We start from the raw sequence: 16534 nt of genomic DNA on the forward strand, positions 1-16534 counted from the left end.
ATGCTGCGATATATTCTCTGGCGCATCGCAGCAATGATCCCCACGCTCATCATCATTTCCGCTCTGGTTTTCACCATCATCGAACTACCGCCGGGCGACTATTTCGAAAGCTATGTGTCGGAGCTTCGCGCACAGGGCGAAGCGGTGGACATGCAGGAAATCGAGGAGCTACGCGTCCAGTACGGCTTCGATAAGCCGCCGGTTCTGCGCTATTTTCACTGGGTTGCTGGGATGTTGCAGGGGGATTTCGGCTATTCGTTCGAGTATCAGCTACCCGTCAGTGACGTTGTGGGCGACCGGCTTTGGCTGACAGTGATGGTATCGTTCTTCACGATCATCTTCACATGGCTGATTGCTTTCCCGATCGGCATCTATTCGGCGACGCATCAATATAGCTGGGCGGATTATGGGCTGACGCTGATCGGCCTGCTTGGCATTGCGATCCCGAACTTCATGTTCGCGCTGATCCTGATGTATTTTGCCAATATCTGGTTCGGCACCTCGATTGGACATCTCATGGACCAGAAATATCTGGCCGAACCAATGAGCTGGGCCAAGGCGTCCTCTATCCTGTCCCATCTTTGGATACCCGTGCTGATCGTCGGCACCGCAGGCACTGCCGGGATGATCCGGCGTTTGCGCGCCAATCTTCTCGACGAGTTGCAAAAGCAGTATGTGGTAACGGCGCGCGCCAAGGGTCTGCATCCTTTTCGCACGCTGGTAAAATATCCCCTGCGCATGGCGCTCAATTTTTTCATCTCGGATATCGGTTCGATCCTGCCCGCGATCATTTCCGGTGCTGAAATCACCGCAATCGTTCTTTCGCTGGAAACGACAGGGCCAATGCTCATAAAGGCCTTGCAGAGCCAGGATATGTATCTTGCAGGTTCGTTCCTGATGTTTCTCGCAACGCTGACGGTCATAGGCGTGTTGATCTCCGATATTGCGCTCGCGTTTCTTGATCCACGTATCAGATTGCAGGGGGGGAGCACAAAGTGACATCATCACCCCTCCCCGAACCGGGCGCACGCCTGCCTCACTTTGTTTCGACAGAGCCTTTTGATCCGCATTCGGTCGATGTCATGACCGAAGAGCAGAGCCGCTTTTATCGGGCGTCTCAGCTCCAGCTGATGTGGTGGAAATTCAAAAAGCATAAGCTGGCGCTTGCCTCCGCCATCTTCCTCGGCGCGCTTTATGTGATGATCGCCTTCGTTGAATTCCTCGCGCCTTATAATCTTCATACACGCAATGTCGATTTCATCTATGCACCGCCGCAGGTGGTCCGCCTTTTTGACAACGGCAATTTCATCGGGCCGTTCGTCTATGGCCGCAAGATGACGCTCGATATGGACACGCTGCGACGGGTCTATGTGGATCAGAAAGACCAGATCGAACCGCTGCGTTTTTTCTGCTCGGGCGATCCCTATAAATTCTGGGGCATATTCTCGACGGATTTACATCTGGTCTGCCCTGCAAAGGGCGGCGAGCTGTTCCTTCTCGGCACAGACCGACTCGGGCGAGACGTGCTATCCCGCATCCTCTATGGCGCTCGAATCTCGCTGACAATCGGTCTGATCGGCATTGTCATCAGCTTTACTCTCGGAATTGTTATCGGTGGCCTTGCCGGCTACCATGGTGGCGTTTTCGACCTCATCGTCCAGCGAATCATAGAGGTACTGCAGTCTATTCCAAGCATTCCACTGTGGATGGCCCTTGCGGCCATCATGCCGATTACATGGAGCCCGATGCTGATTTACCTCGGTATTACCGCCATCCTTGGACTGCTTGACTGGACTGGGCTGGCGCGCGCCGTGCGTTCCAAGTTGCTTTCACTTCGCGAGGAAGACTACGTGCTAGCGGCCCAGCTGATGGGCGCAAAGAGTCCCCGCATTATCGGACGGCATCTCATTCCCGGCTTCATGTCGCACTTGATCGCAACTGCAACCATGTCTATTCCCGGTATGATCCTGGGTGAAACTGCGTTGAGCTTTCTCGGCCTGGGGTTACGGGCGCCAATAACCAGTTGGGGCATCCTTTTGACGGAAGCCCGAAGTGTAAGTGTTATTGTCTTCTACCCCTGGCTGCTGTTTCCGATCATTCCGGTCATTCTGGTGGTTCTGGCCTTCAATTTTCTAGGTGACGGTCTTCGCGATGTCGCTGATCCGTATAGTTGAGATGGATGTTCGCATGCTGAAAAATTTCCTGTATCGCGGGTTGCGTCACCACATTACGGCGGGGTTCGCATCATGACGCGCCGCCTGGAGCATGTCCGTATCCTGATGTACAGCCACGACACGTTTGGGCTGGGCCATTTGCGCCGCTGCCGAACGATTGCCCATTCGCTTGTCGAGGACTATCGCGGCCTCAACATCATGATCATATCGGGCGCCACGATCGCCGGCGCCTTTGACTACCGCGCGCGCGTCGATTTCGTCAAAATTCCAAGCGTAATCAAGCTGCGCAATGGCGAATACCAGTCGATGGAACGGCACACCGATCTTCATGACACGCTGAAGATGCGCCAATCGATTATCCGCCATACCGCCGAAACGTTCCAACCCGATATTTTTATCGTCGATAAGGAACCGATGGGCATGAAGGGCGAAGTCGAGGAGACGCTCACCTATCTCAAGACCCGTGGAGCAACACTGATTCTGGGCCTGCGCGAAGTCATGGATGCGCCGCATTTGCTCGATGCCGAGTGGAAGCGCAAAAACGTGATGGATAAGATCGACAGGTTCTATGACTCTATCTGGGTCTATGGGCCGCCGGATTTCTACGATCCGCTCGTGGGTCTCGACGTCCCGAAGGGTGTCCGCGACAAGATGAATTTCGTCGGCTTCCTGCAGCGCAGCGTTTCCAATCAGGAAGTCCCGGACCATCGCCCCAAGGGCGACTATATTCTTGTCACCACCGGCGGAGGCGGCGATGGCGCCGATCTCGTCAACGATGTCGTACGGGCCTACCAGCACGATCATACGCTCCAGCATAAGGCGCTGGTCGTGCTCGGACCTTACATGCCCGCGAAGAAGCGCCGCAAGATGATAAGCAAGAGCCAGGCGATCCCCCATATCGAGGTCATCGAGTTCGATAACAGGATGGAAGAACTGGTGGCGGGCGCGAAGGCTGTCGTTGCCATGGGCGGCTACAACACCTATTGCGAGATTCTCTCCTTCGACAAACCGGCATTGATCGTTCCCCGCATCCTTCCACGTGAGGAACAGCTGATCCGCGCCCGGCGCGCTGCGGAACTCGGGCTGATTGACATGCTGCTTCCCAGCGAATCCGAAGATCCTGTCCGCATGGCCAGTGCACTCAAGGCCTTGCCCAGCAGGCCAGCGCCCTCGAAGAGCGCGCCCAAAGGTTTCAGGCTCGAAGGCTTACCGCATATCTCGCAAATTGTCGGGGATCTGATGGATCGACGTCAGCCGAACCACCTGTCGCTCGTCAAGGGATAATCAATTGTCATATCGCCGGAAAATTGTGGTGGTGCTGAAGGGATATCCGCGCCTGTCCGAAACATTCATTGCTCAGGAATTGCTTGGGCTGGAACAATCGGGTTTTGATCTGGTTCTCGTGGCATTGCGGCGACCGACGGACAAGAAAACGCATCCGGTGCACGACGAAATTCGTGCGCCAGTCCATTACCTGCCTGAATATCTGCGCGAAGAACCGCGCCGTGTTCTATCGGCCTTGATCGCCTGTATGCCGCGCCCCGGTTTCTGGCGAGGCTTGGTAACTGTGCTCAAGGACTTTCGGAAAGACCCGACGCGCAATCGTATCAGGCGTTTCGGACAGGCCGCAGTTCTGGCAGCGGAATGGCCCGATGACGCGGGATGGATTCACGCGCATTTTATCCACACGCCCGCATCCGTTGCCGCTTATGCCAGCCAGATCACCGGCATTGGATGGACGTGCTCCGCTCACGCCAAGGATATCTGGACTTCGCCAGACTGGGAACTGCAGGGCAAGCTCACCAGCACGCGATGGACGGTGACCTGCACACATTCGGGCTTCGATCATCTCCGTCAGCTTGGAGGGCCCTCATCCAGCGTACATCTAAGCTATCACGGCCTCGATCTTGACCGGTTCGGGCCTTTTGAGGGCAACCGTTCACTGCGCAACGGCAGCGACGCGGACGATCCGGTCAGAATCCTGAGCGTCGGTCGCGCCGTTGAGAAAAAGGGCTATGACATCGTGCTGAGAGCACTCAGCCTGCTGCCCAAAGACCTCCAATGGCGGTTCGAGCATATCGGTGATGGCGACAGGATCGCCAGCTTGAAAGCGCTTGCAGACAAGCTCGGCATTGCCGACAAAATCGTATGGAAGGGCGCGCTCGACCAAAAGGAAGTCCTTGCTGGCTATCAAGCCGCCGATATTTTCGTACTCGCCTGCCGGATCACTACGGATGGCGACAGGGATGGCTTGCCCAACGTATTGGTGGAAGCATCAAGCCAGGGCCTGATATCGGTTTCCACCAACATCTCTGGCGTACCCGAACTCTTGGTGGATGGAGAAAATGGCCTGCTTGTTGCACCTGAGGACCCGGAGGCGCTAGCGATTGCTATGGAAACTGCGATCCGCGATGCGGATTTCCGCCATCGTCTGGGACGCGCTGCCGAAAAGCGGGTGCGAACAGAGTTCAACTTCCACAACAGTATCCGTCAATTGAGGTCCTTGTTCGAAACGGAATGGCAGCGAAGCAAATGAGGCAGTCGACGACAAGCCCACGGGTGTTGTTCTATGTTCAGCATCTGCTCGGCATCGGTCATCTTGCGCGCGCCAGCCGCATTGCCCGTGCGCTGACCCAAGATGGCTTCGACGTCACCGTGGTCACCGGCGGCATGCCTGTTTCCGGATTTCCGGGACCGGAAGTCAACCATGTGGCGCTACCGGCGATTGCTTCCGGCGACGCCGGTTTTTCGGGCCTTGCCGACGCCTTCGGCAATCCGGTGACCGAAGAATTCAAAGCGGAACGCCGGGACAAACTGCTTGCCATCTTTCGCGATGTCAGACCCGATATCGTCATTATCGAGGCGTTTCCCTTCGGGCGTCGGCAAGTTCGTTCCGAACTAATCCCCCTGCTCGATGAAATCAGCAGGATGACACAAAGGCCATTGGTGCTGACCTCATTGCGCGACATCCTGCAGGAGCGCGCCAAGCCCGGTCGCGACGAGGAAAGCGTCGCCCTCGTACAGCGCTATTTCGATCACGTGCTGGTTCATGGCGACCCGCAGTTTGCGCGTCTGGAGGACAGTTTTCCGCTGCATGCGGATATTGCCGACAAGGTGATCTATACCGGTCTCGTCGCCGCGCCAGCGCCCTCGCCACCATCGGAAACCTTCAATATCGTGGTATCGGCTGGAGGCGGTGCAGTCGGCGCCTTGCTCATCCGCGCAGCACTTGAGGCCTCAAAGCGCCTGTCGCCCGACCTGTCGTGGTGCATTGTGACCGGTCCCAATCTGCAGCAATCAGATTTTGACGAAATCACTGCAGAAGCACCGAATAATGCCCGCATCTTCCGCTTCCTGCAGAATTTTCCGAGCCTGTTGCTCGATGCGCGCCTGTCCGTCTCGCAGGCCGGATATAATACGGTTTGCGACATCCTTCGTGCGGACTGCAAAGCGCTGCTCATTCCATTTACGGCGGGTGGCGAAACCGAACAGACCGCACGCGCACGCCATCTGCAAAAGCTGGGCCTCGCATCGGTTCTCACAGAAGACGAGCTATCCGTCGATAGCATGACCGACGCCATCGCCAAGGCGCTTGCCGCACCTCGTTTGCCCGCTCACAATCTTGATCTCGATGGCGCGCATCGCACGGCAGAGATTCTGCATGGACTTCTGGCGGCGCGCTAGCTTTTTGTTTTCACGCACATCTTGTCCGAAAACCGTTTCACACTTTTCGGGATGTGCGTTAGACAGTACCGATCAGCATGAATCTGGTATATTTCTTCATCGGCAGCGCGCCAGCAAACGCTGTTGTTTCCAGCGCTGCCTGAGCGACGAATTCATCGAGCGAAGCCACGCAATTCACATGGGTGGGCTCGCTGAAATAGTCGTTCGACTGCAGGAGAACGCGGGTCCCCTTGGGCAATAGCGACAGCCAGGCGGGCAAATCCGCAATATGTTCGCAACTGGTGTTGATAACCAAATCGGCCCCGAGTTCAGGATAGGCAAGCTGATACATATCAGCGGTCAATGCCCGAAACCGATCCTTCCATGCATTGTTCAAAGTTTCAGCGACAGCGCCGACATCAGGATCAATATCAAAACTGTCTATCGCTTCGATATCAAAGCGCTGGTCTTCGAAAAACATCGCGGCCAGAACACCGTACCAGCCGCCAAGTATAGCGATGCGATTGAATCTCCCGCCAAAGGTCTCGAACAGCGACTGCCGCGCCCATATCTTGCAACCCACCTGCTTGTGGTTGAAGGCATTGCCGAGGTCCGCCTCCGGGTGGTCGGCAAGGACCTTCGACAAACCCTTGATCAACGGGCTTGAAGTGTATGCGGCAACGCCACGCAGAATATCAAATGCGCTTTCATGCCAGTCGGTGGTAGTCGCGTTAGCGCCGAGTGTATCCATCATCAATATGTTGTAGGCCAGACATTTATTGCTGGTCAATTCCTATGGCTGGTTTGCATACAGAAATGCGCTGGTCATATAGGCTGTATCTCGCCCGTTGTGAGATCAATGGCAGAGTTTCGTGACGGCAAACCGGAGATGAAACGATCAAACATCCGAAAGAGCCTCCCGAAGGATTGCTGTATCGTTCCAGCTGCCATTGCATCGATACGGCGGGCATAAATGACCGACACCCATTTGTATGCGGCAAGACGTGGCTCTGATATGGCGTCCAGTCCAAGCTCACTCCCCATCCGGACGCGATACCAGTCGCCCAGAAAAGTCATGACCTCAATCCGCGACAGCAAGGTGAAATCAAGTCCATGTCCCGTGGCGGAGATCGCCAGCTGTTGCCGGATATCACGGTCAGCAATGGCCGCCTTAATATCGGCAAGCGCACAGGCGGAGATGGGGCGTTCGACCAGCGCCAGAGCTGCCAGATCCAATAGTCCAAGGGTCTTCACGGCTTCCGCGAGCGCCTCCGGCCATTCCCGGCGCAAAAATCGCCTGCCGACTAGATGCGCCAGATGCTTCGACAGGAAATCCCCGTAATTGACGGCACTAAGCAACGCGCCGGGATTAATCTTCTCCCTTTCTACTTCGGCTGCATATTGACTGGTGATGCTAGCGTCCAGCGCCATATCGTCAATGCTAATCGTCTCTATGTGCAGCCGATTGGGCTCAATGTGGACGATCTTGTAGGCGCCGGGGAAAGCGACCAGCGAGGGAACGGACACATTGAACAGAAAGCCATCGGCATTTCGAAGGCGAGCAGTATCGTTGACGTGCAGATGCCCGCTGAAATGCAGGCGGACACCGGCATTAATCAGGGCATCGCCGACCTCCGGTTCCGGGATGCGTCCCATAAGGCTCGTCTGCCCCAGCACGGCCAGTTCGTCGTCACCCGTGCCGTCCAGTGGATCAAGTACCGGATAATGGGAAAATGCGATGACCGTCTTTCCCAGTGTCCGACCCCGATCCGTGACCGATCGTATCCAGTCCAGAATAAAGCGTTTGTGTACCAGCATGGCATTCCAACCGGCATCGGTGCTATCCGCGAACGCTCCCTCATCATCGCCGATTTCTCCATCCACCGGCACAAACACATTGGCGTCGATCATCAGCATCCAGACACCGTCGAATGGCTCGACAAGATAGGAAGCGTCCATCAGCCTGCGAACCGTCATGCCATCAGGCGAGCAGATTTCGAACTCTCTCGCCGATGGATGATCGTTAATGCCAAAAGGGGTCTCCCAATGCAGATAGTCGGGCCTTCGAAAGAACCCGACATCACCCAACGAACGCAGACCGACTGGATAGCCAGCGCAATACATGCTCTCGCTGATAATCACCGCATCGTCATCAGGAGCGGCCCTGCGCGCCGGATTGCTGGTCACCAAGTCATGGCCGCCGCGAGCATTCAAAAAGCGTTTTGACCGATGCCTCCCACCGGGGCCAAAAATATCGTGATTGCCGGGCGCTGCGTAGAACTGCATACCGAAGCGCCTTGCGTAATCGTCAAGAAGTTTCTGCAGCGTTGCCATCGTCACCAGCTGGCCGTCATCCGAATAGTCGCCCAGAAGGACAACGTGGCGGATTCCTCGGGCAGCTATATCATCCAACGCGTAGGGCAATGCTGCGGAACTCTCGTTGAACACTCGTGTCGAACGCACCGTGTTGGCGAATGGGCGCAACGCCATAGCCCGTTCGCTCACTGTGACCCCAGCATTGCCATAGTCGCCAAAAATATCGTGAAAATGCGCGTCGGCAATCACGGCGATAGGCGGTAGTTCGGATGCCATCCTCTAGAAATTTCCTTTCCATCGTCTCACGCTTCATATCACTGACAAGAGTGCTAGATATTTCGTAGTAACGTAGATTCGGTACTCGCATATGCTTCGCCGCATGGCTAACATGCCATGAATTGCACGACGGCGGAAAGAAGAGGGATACAGTGTTTCGGGTGCGTTTTTGGGGAGTGCGGGGCAGCCTTCCGGTTTCCGGACCGGATTTCCAGCGATATGGCGGCAATACTGTCTGCATAGAGATGCAATGCGGTGAACACAGATTGTTGTTCGATGCCGGATCTGGCCTGCTACCCGCAGGAAAATCATTGCTCGCGGACGGCATTTCCAATTTCAATCTGTTCTTTTCACATTGTCATTATGACCACATTATCGGTCTGCCCTATTTCGCTCCACTCTTTGATGCCGGCTCTGCGGTGGAACTCTGGTCCGGGCATATGTATGGCAAGATGAACACAAGCGAGATTGTCTCGGAATTTATTCGCCCCCCCTGGTTTCCCGTTGAAATAGATGTCTGTCCCGCGAAAATGATCTGCCGGGATTTTAAACCCGGCGACATTCTGCAGCCCCATCCCGGTGTTGAGATTAAGACCGGAAGGCTCAATCATCCCGGCGGTGCCATCGGTTATCGGGTGCAATGGGGAGGTCGTTCGGTAGCGCTGATCACCGATACAGAGCATGAACCCGGCATTCTTGATCCCGCCGTTTTGGATCTGATCCAGAGCGCAGACCTTTTCCTCTACGACACCACCTATACCGACGCGGAAATGCCGCGGCATGTTGGCTATGGGCACTCTTCCTGGCAGCATGCCATCCGGCTCGCCAAAGCAGCGGGCGCAAAAAACGTTGCTTTCATCCACCATTCGCCGCTGCGTACAGACGCGGAACTCGAGGCGATTGATCGACAGGCCGCGAGTGAGTTTGCTGGCGCCTTCTCGGCCCGGGAAGGCCAGGCTTTCGACGTCTAAGCCTGAAGCAGAATGTGCATATCCCGTAGTGCAATCCAGCGGCTGGCAGGATGAGATGCTGTTTGTGCGAGTAACGCCTCGATAAACTGCCAAGCGGACTTATCGTGGACCAGATGATGGGTTAGAAAGCCCATGCTCCCACCACCGTCGAACATCACCTGCAGACGACGAACGATATCGTCAATCAGCGCCGCGTGATCACGGGCGACCCGTGTTCCATGCCAGTCCATCAGATCGACATGGGTGTTGATCATCGGCAGTGAACCTTCTTTCTCCGCTCCGAAAACCGAAAGGGCGCAATATCCAAGACCGGAAAGTATGTCCACCAAGGACGGCGCAATGCGGTTCCATGGCGGCACCAGAACGGGGACAAAGCGTCCAGCATGGAGTGCCTCAAGACGGGTTAAACCAGCCGTCAATTCCGCTGTGACCACTTCAATTGGCCTGTGTGGGCCAAGTTCCTGCTTCTTCTCACCGTCGCCCGCAAAATTGCTGTGCGACCAGCCGTGAACAACCACCGTCACCAGCGGCCGGTTGCCAAGATACTCTGCAAGCGGCTGTCCAGTGGTTTCGGGGATCACGGCCAGCGCGACCGGAACCGAATGGCGTGCGCTCAGATCAAGCAGTTGCGTCAAGGCCGGTGTGGGAGCGACGGCATCGTCATCACGCAGCCAAAAGTCTGCGACTTTGCCAGCTTCATACCATCGATCCAACTCGCGGTTCAGCGGCTCCCAGATGTCAGTCACCATTATAAAATGCCCACATGCTGTTTGAGAATATCGTCAAGACGGCGGGACGCCACTTCCAGCGACCGCTCGTCCCGCACGAACTGTCGCGCTGCAAAAGCCATATCATTGCGCATCGCGGCATTCGCCAGCACTAAGCGTATCGCGTCAGCATAGGCGTCAATGTTGCCCGGTGGCGTGAGAACGCCGGTGCGCCCATCGCGCACGACTTCAGGCACCCCGGCAATAGCCTGAGCGATAACGGGCAAGCCAGCCGCCTGTGCTTCCAGATAAGCAAGCCCATAAGCTTCGCCGCATCCCGGCCACACGTACAGAGCGCTCTGCGCGAACAATGTTGCAATGTCAGACGGTTCCAGTTTCCCGTGCCACTGGATTCTTTCCGGCGCGAAATGAGCAAACAACGTCTCGACCTCTGCCCGACAGGCGCCATCGCCGACAATGGAGAGTGACCACGGAATATCATCAAGCAGTGACAGCGACCTTGCCAGCATCCGATAGCTGTCCATTTTGTCGCCGCTGCGCATCATCGCCGCCGTTACCAGCCTATCCGGCTTTGGACAGGGCACCGTTTCTGTAAACATCGCGCAATCGATGAATGGCGCCAGCATCGCGAAGCGGGCTCCGGGCAACACCTCTTGCAATCCCCTCCGGTCGCGGTTGGTCAGGCAGATATTGACTGCGGCCTGTTCAAAAGTTTTCAGCAGCCCTTGCTGTATCTCCGTCCAGAGCCCCGTGTTACGTCTTGCAGAATACGATGCTTCTGCTGTCACATAAGGTATACCGAAGGACGCTGAAAGTGTCGGTCCGAGCAAATCGGGAGCCTTGTAGTAAGGATGATATGTGAGCCATAGATCAGGCAAAGAACCACGTCTCCAAAGTGCTGAAATCCTTGCGATCTCCCGCTCGGCCTGTTTTTCCAGCTCCGCAAGGACTTCGAGTGACGGGGTCGTCATGAAGCTGCGGAGTTCCGATATAACTTCAACCTCATGTCCTGCACGCTCCAGAGCCGCGATTAATAGCCTGGCCATCAGCCGGTCTCCGGAAGGAACAGGATGGTACGGCGATTTCAACGGCGAATGGAAAGCGATCTTCATTGCGTGATCTATCTGGTCGGAGGAACTCTCTCAATAGACGTTCGACGTGCTGAAATCCACTGTCTCACGAGATAATGTTTTTTCGCTCGTGACACACCCCAACTGTACAGTCTTAGCAACTTGGCAATGGCTTTTCAGTAATGATAAGGTTAGCTGATTTAGTCGTCTCGGATGGAAAAGCGCTGTTTGCCCACCAACAGTTTCGACGACTGGGTCGGATAGCCAGATCCTGTACTGGTATTTCACTTGATTCCCGGCTACGCGGAGGGAAGTCCATGCTTCATACTGAATTGTCAGAGGTAACGGGCTCCTACAGGATACACGTAAAGGCTGATCTTGCGCGTAGTGCAACTCTGGACTGGCCTTACCTTTGCGGCATGAGCCTGCTCAAATATCCCGTCAACGACGCCATATCCGAGCAACTCGCCCTGATGGGCAATGCATCGAACGCCGACCGGGCCTGGATGATCGAATATCGGCCCGACCTGCTCCGCTTCTGCAACACCCATGAATGGTGCCGGGGCCAGACAAAAGCCTATATTTCTGAGCTTCAGGAAACACCGACCACCCTCATTGCCTGGCTGCACAAATATCTGATGCTGGGACATGCAGTTGCCGTCCACGATGTTACCGACCTGCCCCGGACCGCCCGGGCGATTCAGGTTGAATTCCTGCGCCAGAGCAACAAAAGTGTGCTCAGCGTGCCGGTTTTTTACGATGATAAACTGCGGGGCATCATCGGCTTCGATACGACCGTCGCAAACAAGATTTGGTCGGCAAGCGAAGTCAACGCCCTCTTTCAGTGCGCCAATCTGATTGGGCAAGCCAAATATTCGACCAATCGAGCGTCCGAAAAATCAATCGCTGCGGAAAGCACAGCACCCCTCGTCTATCTCAGCAATCGCGGCGTCGTGCGCGGCGTCCAGCCGGAAATCATCGTCGGGGTGCGCTCGGCGGGCAATTACAGCGAAATATGGCTCGAAGACGGGTCTATGCTGCTTGATTCACGCTCGCTCGGCATGTGGTCCAGCCTGCTGCCGTCGAAAATCTTTCTTCGCATACACAGAACCGCCTTCGTCAACACGCTGCATGTTGTCGATGTGGATCGCAGAAAAATCGACAAATGGCAGATCAGAATGCGCGCTGTCGATCAGGCATGGCCCGTCTCGCGCTCCTACCGAAGACAACTGCGTGAACGCATGGGAATATAGCGCCTAGCGCTTTGTGTCCGTTACGCTTTTGACGACATGTCATTCGTCAAACCGGCACGTTGTTTCGTCCTTGGAATATTGTCATTCCCGCAATTTCTTGGATGGTGCATGCATCAGAACGTCCTCCCCAACGGTTCTATGAGGGTTCCCGCATGTCGTCACGGATGCTAGCCTATTTCACAACTGTCTCGCTGGTCGCCACCAGTCTTATCTTCACCGACAGCAGCAAGGCGAAGGCAGAAGACCTCGCCCTGAAAGATGCCGTCTCCATGGCGGGCATGCAGCTTTTTCTGAACTCTGGTGCACCCGGCCTGATCATTGCGGTCGTACAGGGCGACGACAGCGTCATTCAGGCCTATGGTGAAACTGCGCCGGGCAACGATACTGAACCGGACGCGCGTTCGATCTTCCGCATTGCATCCGTCTCCAAGGTTTTCGCGGGCGATCTGCTGGCCGCGCTTGCCGCCAAGGGCAAACTCAAACTGACCGACCCGCTGCAAAAATATGCACCTGAGGGCGCCAAGGTCGGAGTCAATGGCCGTCCGATCACGCTGCTGGACCTTGCCACGCATTCGGCAGGTTTGCCGCGCGAACTGCCGAACCCGGACACCAAAATCACAGATAACCCGTTCGCCGCTTTCGATCGCGATTATTACTGGAAGTGGATGGGCAGCAATCAGCCTGCCTATGCGCCGGGAACCACGACGATTTATTCGAATCTCGGTTACAGCCTTCTGGGTGACGCACTCGCTAAGGCTGGCGGTGCGGATTATTCCACGGTTCTCGCCAACGAAGTGCTGAAACCGGCTGGCCTTACCGACACAACCAATGTGCTGAGCGACGAGCAGAAGAAACGCCTGATGACGGGGCTTGATCCGCTCGACAAGCCGGACGCGAACAGCCCTGTTCCCGACATCATGTATGCAAGCGCCGGTATCTACACGTCCGCCGAAGACATGGTGCGCTGGATGCGCTGGCATCTCGATGGTGCCAGTCAGTTGCGAGAAGACGCCCTGCTCGATCATACACTGTGGCTTCCCTATGACGGGTTGAAGCATGTGGTGGGCACCGAAGTCACTGCTGGCGATGGCATGGGTCTTGGCTGGGTCGCCACCCTACCTAGCAACCAAACTCCGTTCCTGCTTGGCAAAAGTGGCGGTCTCGGCGGCTTTATGAGCTATGTGGTTCTGTCGCCGAACCGCAAGCTCGGCATATTTGTTGTGGCCAGCCGCGTGAACTTCGCCATGTTCGAGAATATCCATTCGCAAGTACGCGAACTGGCAGCCGAACTGGCGCGATGATGAACGCGCGCTGCGCGCTGCTCGGCGCTGCATTTGCTCTCGGCATTGGAGCGCCGGGGGCTTTTGCTCAAGAGAAACGGGATATCTTCAAGACAGAGATATTTCTCACGCCCTATAGCAAATTGGGCGATGCGGATGCTGCGGGTGATTATCCGAAGCTTAACGGTCAGTTATTGTTCATGACTGGCTATACCGGCTATTTTGGCATCAAGGACGAGAACGGCCAGATTCCGCGTTCGCACTGGAACAGTGTTCAGCCGACAGCGGAAGCCGCACTCGTTTGGCAATTGTCACAGCGGTTTTCCGTTCTGTCGAAAATCACCTTCGATTCCTCCGTCGAGGCGACGGAGGACAACGCTTTCTCCGATCTCGGCTTCACGCTGAAAAACCTGTTTGCGTCCTATACGTCCGATAATTTTGCGCTCTATGGCGGCAAGATGGATATGGGTTTTGGTGACGGCTGGCATGCGATTGACGGACTCTACAACGGTTATACCGACGACTTTCAATATAACGGCTCGATCGGGCTTGGCGCGCGCTACACGTTCAACACAGAGAATATGGGCGCGCATTCCTTCGCCGGTCTGGTGTTCAAACGGGACGATTCGGCTCTTAGCCGCCGCCTCACCTTCGATGACGGTTTTATCTCGCCCACGCGCGGACAATCGCCAGCGCTCAGTAACGATCTGAACTCGTTCATCCTGTCCTATGACTTCCGCAATCTCCCCGGCCTGAAGAAAACGTCCGGCGGTGTCGATATCGGACGCCTGGAGGCTGAACCGGGCTATGGCGAAAGCGCCAATACGATTTCAGCCCGGCTGCGCTATGACACGGCGCTCACCGATAAGTGGAACCTGAGCTGGTTTAACGAGGCGACCTTTTCAAGCGCCTTTCGTGGCGCGCCGGTTTCCAACGGCAATGGCGTGACATCTCTCTCGCTGTCTTATGACCGCTGGCAGTTCACGGCGACAACCGCGCTGCGCAAACTATCCGGCGAAGATGAAAAGCTGGCGCAATACGGGCTTCAATCCGATTGGGACTGGGGCGCAGCCGGCACGGTCACTTATGTCACGCCCATCGGCATCATTCTGCAATCAGGACTGGTTCATCAGCGCGACCAGTCGCTGAATATCAATCAGGGCGTTTTCCGCATCGCTTATCAAACGGGGTTTTAAGGCAGTCATGAGAACCAGAACATCGTCCATCATCCTTGCCTTCCTGCTTGCACTTGGCTGCTCGACAGCAGCCCTGTCGCAGTCGGTTTCCATACAGAACCAGCCAAATCCGGCTGCCGACGCGATACAGATTCCAAAGGGCAGCACAGAGAAAGCCCTCAAGGCCCTGCCACAGATTGTTGCCGACATCATGAAACGCAGCCACGTTCCCGGCATGGCGGTTGCTGTCGTGAGCGGCGGCAAGACCGTTTTCGCCAAGGGTTATGGCAAACGCGAGGTCGGCAAAGAGGCCGCGGTCGATGCCGAGACTGTTTTCCAGATTGCCTCTATTTCCAAGTCGCTTTCTGCGACGGTCGCCGCCATTGAAGTGTCAAAGGGCACGGTTGCATGGGACGACCCGGTGGCAAAACACCTGTCCGGCTTCAAGCTCGCCAATGACTATGTTTCTGAAAACGGAACAATCGGGGATTTCTTTGCACACCGCAGTGGCCTGCCGGGTACGGCGGGTGACGATCTGGAAGACCTGGGCTTCAAGCGCAACGATGTCATTGCCCGCTTGCAGCAATTGCCGCTCGATCCGTTCCGCACCTCTTATCACTATGCGAATTTCAGTACGACCATCGGCGCGGAAGCCGTTGCCGCAGCGGCGCGTGAACCGTGGGAAAAACTCGCCGATGAGCAGCTGCTGAAGCCGCTTGGCATGAAATCGACCAGCTATCGCTATGCCGATTATACGGCGCATGCCAACCGCGCCGCATTGCATGTTTATCAAAATGACGCTTTTTTGCCGCTCGGGCAACGCAATGCGGATGAACAGGCGCCAGCTGGCGGTGTCTCATCCAATGTCATTGATCTGGCGGAGTGGCTGAAACTGCTGCTCGCCAATGGCGAATACAAGGGCAAGCGAATGATCACCGAAGACGCGCTCTTGCCAGCACTTTCGCCGCAGTCGTTCAGCGCGCGGGCACATGACACCAGCGCGCGTTCCGGCTTTTACGGCTATGGCTTCAACGTCAATACGGAACTGGGCGGACGGCCATCCATGGGACACTCCGGCGCTTTCCTGCTCGGCGCAGGCACCGCCTTCAAGATCGTGCCGTCAGCCGATATCGGCATTATTGTCCTGACGAATGGCGCACCGGTGGGCGCTGCGGAATCTGTCGTGGCGCAGTTCACCGACACTGCACTTTACGGCAAATCCTCTCGCGACTGGTTTGCCGCCTATAATGGCGTCATGAAAGGCTTTTTCCAACCGCAAGGCGACCTGTCCTTCAAGGAAAAGCCGGCCCAACCAGTCCCGGCCAAAACCTTGCAGGATTATACCGGCAGCTTCGGCAACGCCTATTTCGGCAAGACGGAAATCAGGGAGATCAACGGAACGCTGACGCTGGTGCTCGGTCCGAAGGAAATGCAGTTCCCACTACAACATTGGGACGGCGACACTTTCGCCTTTGTCCCGGTCGGAGAGGCCGAACTGGTCGGTTCGCTGGCCTCCATCGTCTTCAAACTCGATCAGGGGCAAGTGCAGGGCTTTGACATTGATTTCTACAATACAGGTGGCGCGGGCCACTGGACCAAGGCCCCGCGTTCATAAAACATCCCGACCG

The 16534-nt window shown here is 56.1% G+C and carries 14 protein-coding genes; 10 read left to right on the forward strand and 4 right to left on the reverse strand.

Features of this window, described 5'->3' with window-relative positions; all coding sequences use genetic code 11:
• The 5 genes from FIC94_RS16450 to FIC94_RS16470 all read left to right on the forward strand — a co-directional run bounded on the left by FIC94_RS16450 (position 1) and on the right by FIC94_RS16470 (position 5858).
• Positions 1-999 carry an ABC transporter permease gene (locus FIC94_RS16450; RefSeq protein WP_109366139.1) on the forward strand — a complete coding sequence of 333 codons (999 nt, stop codon included), beginning with the start codon at positions 1-3 and terminating at the stop codon, positions 997-999.
• Positions 996-2174 carry an ABC transporter permease gene (locus tag FIC94_RS16455; protein WP_140025577.1) on the forward strand — a complete coding sequence of 393 codons (1179 nt, stop codon included), beginning with the start codon at positions 996-998 and terminating at the stop codon, positions 2172-2174. The genes FIC94_RS16450 and FIC94_RS16455 overlap by 4 nt, the downstream gene beginning before the upstream one ends.
• Before the next feature lie 72 nt (positions 2175-2246).
• Positions 2247-3458, forward strand: a complete 1212-nt coding sequence (locus FIC94_RS16460; RefSeq protein ID WP_109366141.1) for a glycosyltransferase family protein — start codon at positions 2247-2249, stop codon at positions 3456-3458.
• Between the two features lie 4 nt (positions 3459-3462).
• Entirely contained in the window at positions 3463-4710 is a 1248-nt protein-coding gene (locus FIC94_RS16465; RefSeq protein ID WP_121537686.1) for a glycosyltransferase family 4 protein, read from the forward strand.
• Positions 4707-5858, forward strand: coding sequence for a glycosyltransferase family protein (locus FIC94_RS16470; RefSeq protein WP_140025578.1), 1152 nt, complete (start codon positions 4707-4709; stop codon positions 5856-5858). The genes FIC94_RS16465 and FIC94_RS16470 overlap by 4 nt, the downstream gene beginning before the upstream one ends.
• Before the next feature lie 58 nt (positions 5859-5916).
• Here the strand turns inward: FIC94_RS16470 and FIC94_RS16475 are convergent, their stop codons facing one another.
• Positions 5917-6591, reverse strand: coding sequence for a class I SAM-dependent methyltransferase (locus tag FIC94_RS16475; protein ID WP_235892034.1), 675 nt, complete (start codon positions 6589-6591; stop codon positions 5917-5919).
• 71 nt (positions 6592-6662) lie between these two features.
• Complete coding sequence (locus tag FIC94_RS16480; protein ID WP_180918015.1) at positions 6663-8402, reverse strand: metallophosphoesterase family protein; 1740 nt, start codon at positions 8400-8402, stop codon at positions 6663-6665.
• A gap of 179 nt (positions 8403-8581) precedes the next feature.
• Here FIC94_RS16480 and FIC94_RS16485 point away from each other — a divergent pair, with 179 nt between their 5' ends.
• Positions 8582-9400 (forward strand): MBL fold metallo-hydrolase, encoded by an 819-nt coding sequence (locus FIC94_RS16485; RefSeq protein ID WP_235892035.1) that lies wholly within the window; start codon positions 8582-8584, stop codon positions 9398-9400.
• Here the strand turns inward: FIC94_RS16485 and FIC94_RS16490 are convergent.
• Positions 9397-10149, reverse strand: coding sequence for a polysaccharide deacetylase family protein (locus tag FIC94_RS16490; protein WP_235892036.1), 753 nt, complete (start codon positions 10147-10149; stop codon positions 9397-9399). The two genes, FIC94_RS16485 and FIC94_RS16490, sit on opposite strands and share 4 nt — an antisense overlap.
• On the reverse strand, positions 10149-11240 hold the full coding sequence (locus FIC94_RS16495; protein WP_140025580.1) for a glycosyltransferase family 4 protein: 1092 nt from the start codon (positions 11238-11240) through the stop codon (positions 10149-10151). Before FIC94_RS16495 ends, FIC94_RS16490 begins: the two co-directional genes overlap by 1 nt.
• A gap of 275 nt (positions 11241-11515) precedes the next feature.
• On the opposite strand from FIC94_RS16495, the gene FIC94_RS16500 reads away from it, so the two are divergent.
• The 4 genes from FIC94_RS16500 to FIC94_RS16515 all read left to right on the forward strand — a co-directional run bounded on the left by FIC94_RS16500 (position 11516) and on the right by FIC94_RS16515 (position 16521).
• A complete protein-coding gene (locus FIC94_RS16500) occupies positions 11516-12451 on the forward strand; it encodes a LytTR family transcriptional regulator DNA-binding domain-containing protein (protein ID WP_180918017.1) in 936 nt (311 codons plus the stop codon).
• A gap of 152 nt (positions 12452-12603) precedes the next feature.
• Entirely contained in the window at positions 12604-13752 is a 1149-nt protein-coding gene (gene ampH / locus FIC94_RS16505) for a D-alanyl-D-alanine-carboxypeptidase/endopeptidase AmpH (RefSeq protein WP_235892037.1), read from the forward strand.
• Entirely contained in the window at positions 13749-14927 is a 1179-nt protein-coding gene (locus FIC94_RS16510; RefSeq protein ID WP_235892038.1) for a hypothetical protein, read from the forward strand. Before ampH ends, FIC94_RS16510 begins: the two co-directional genes overlap by 4 nt.
• Before the next feature lie 7 nt (positions 14928-14934).
• On the forward strand, positions 14935-16521 hold the full coding sequence (locus FIC94_RS16515) for a serine hydrolase (RefSeq protein WP_140025581.1): 1587 nt from the start codon (positions 14935-14937) through the stop codon (positions 16519-16521).
• Positions 16522-16534 lie beyond the last annotated feature (13 nt).

Origin of the sequence: Ochrobactrum teleogrylli, assembly GCF_006376685.1 — a bacterium.
Lineage (GTDB): Bacteria > Pseudomonadota > Alphaproteobacteria > Rhizobiales > Rhizobiaceae > Brucella > Brucella teleogrylli.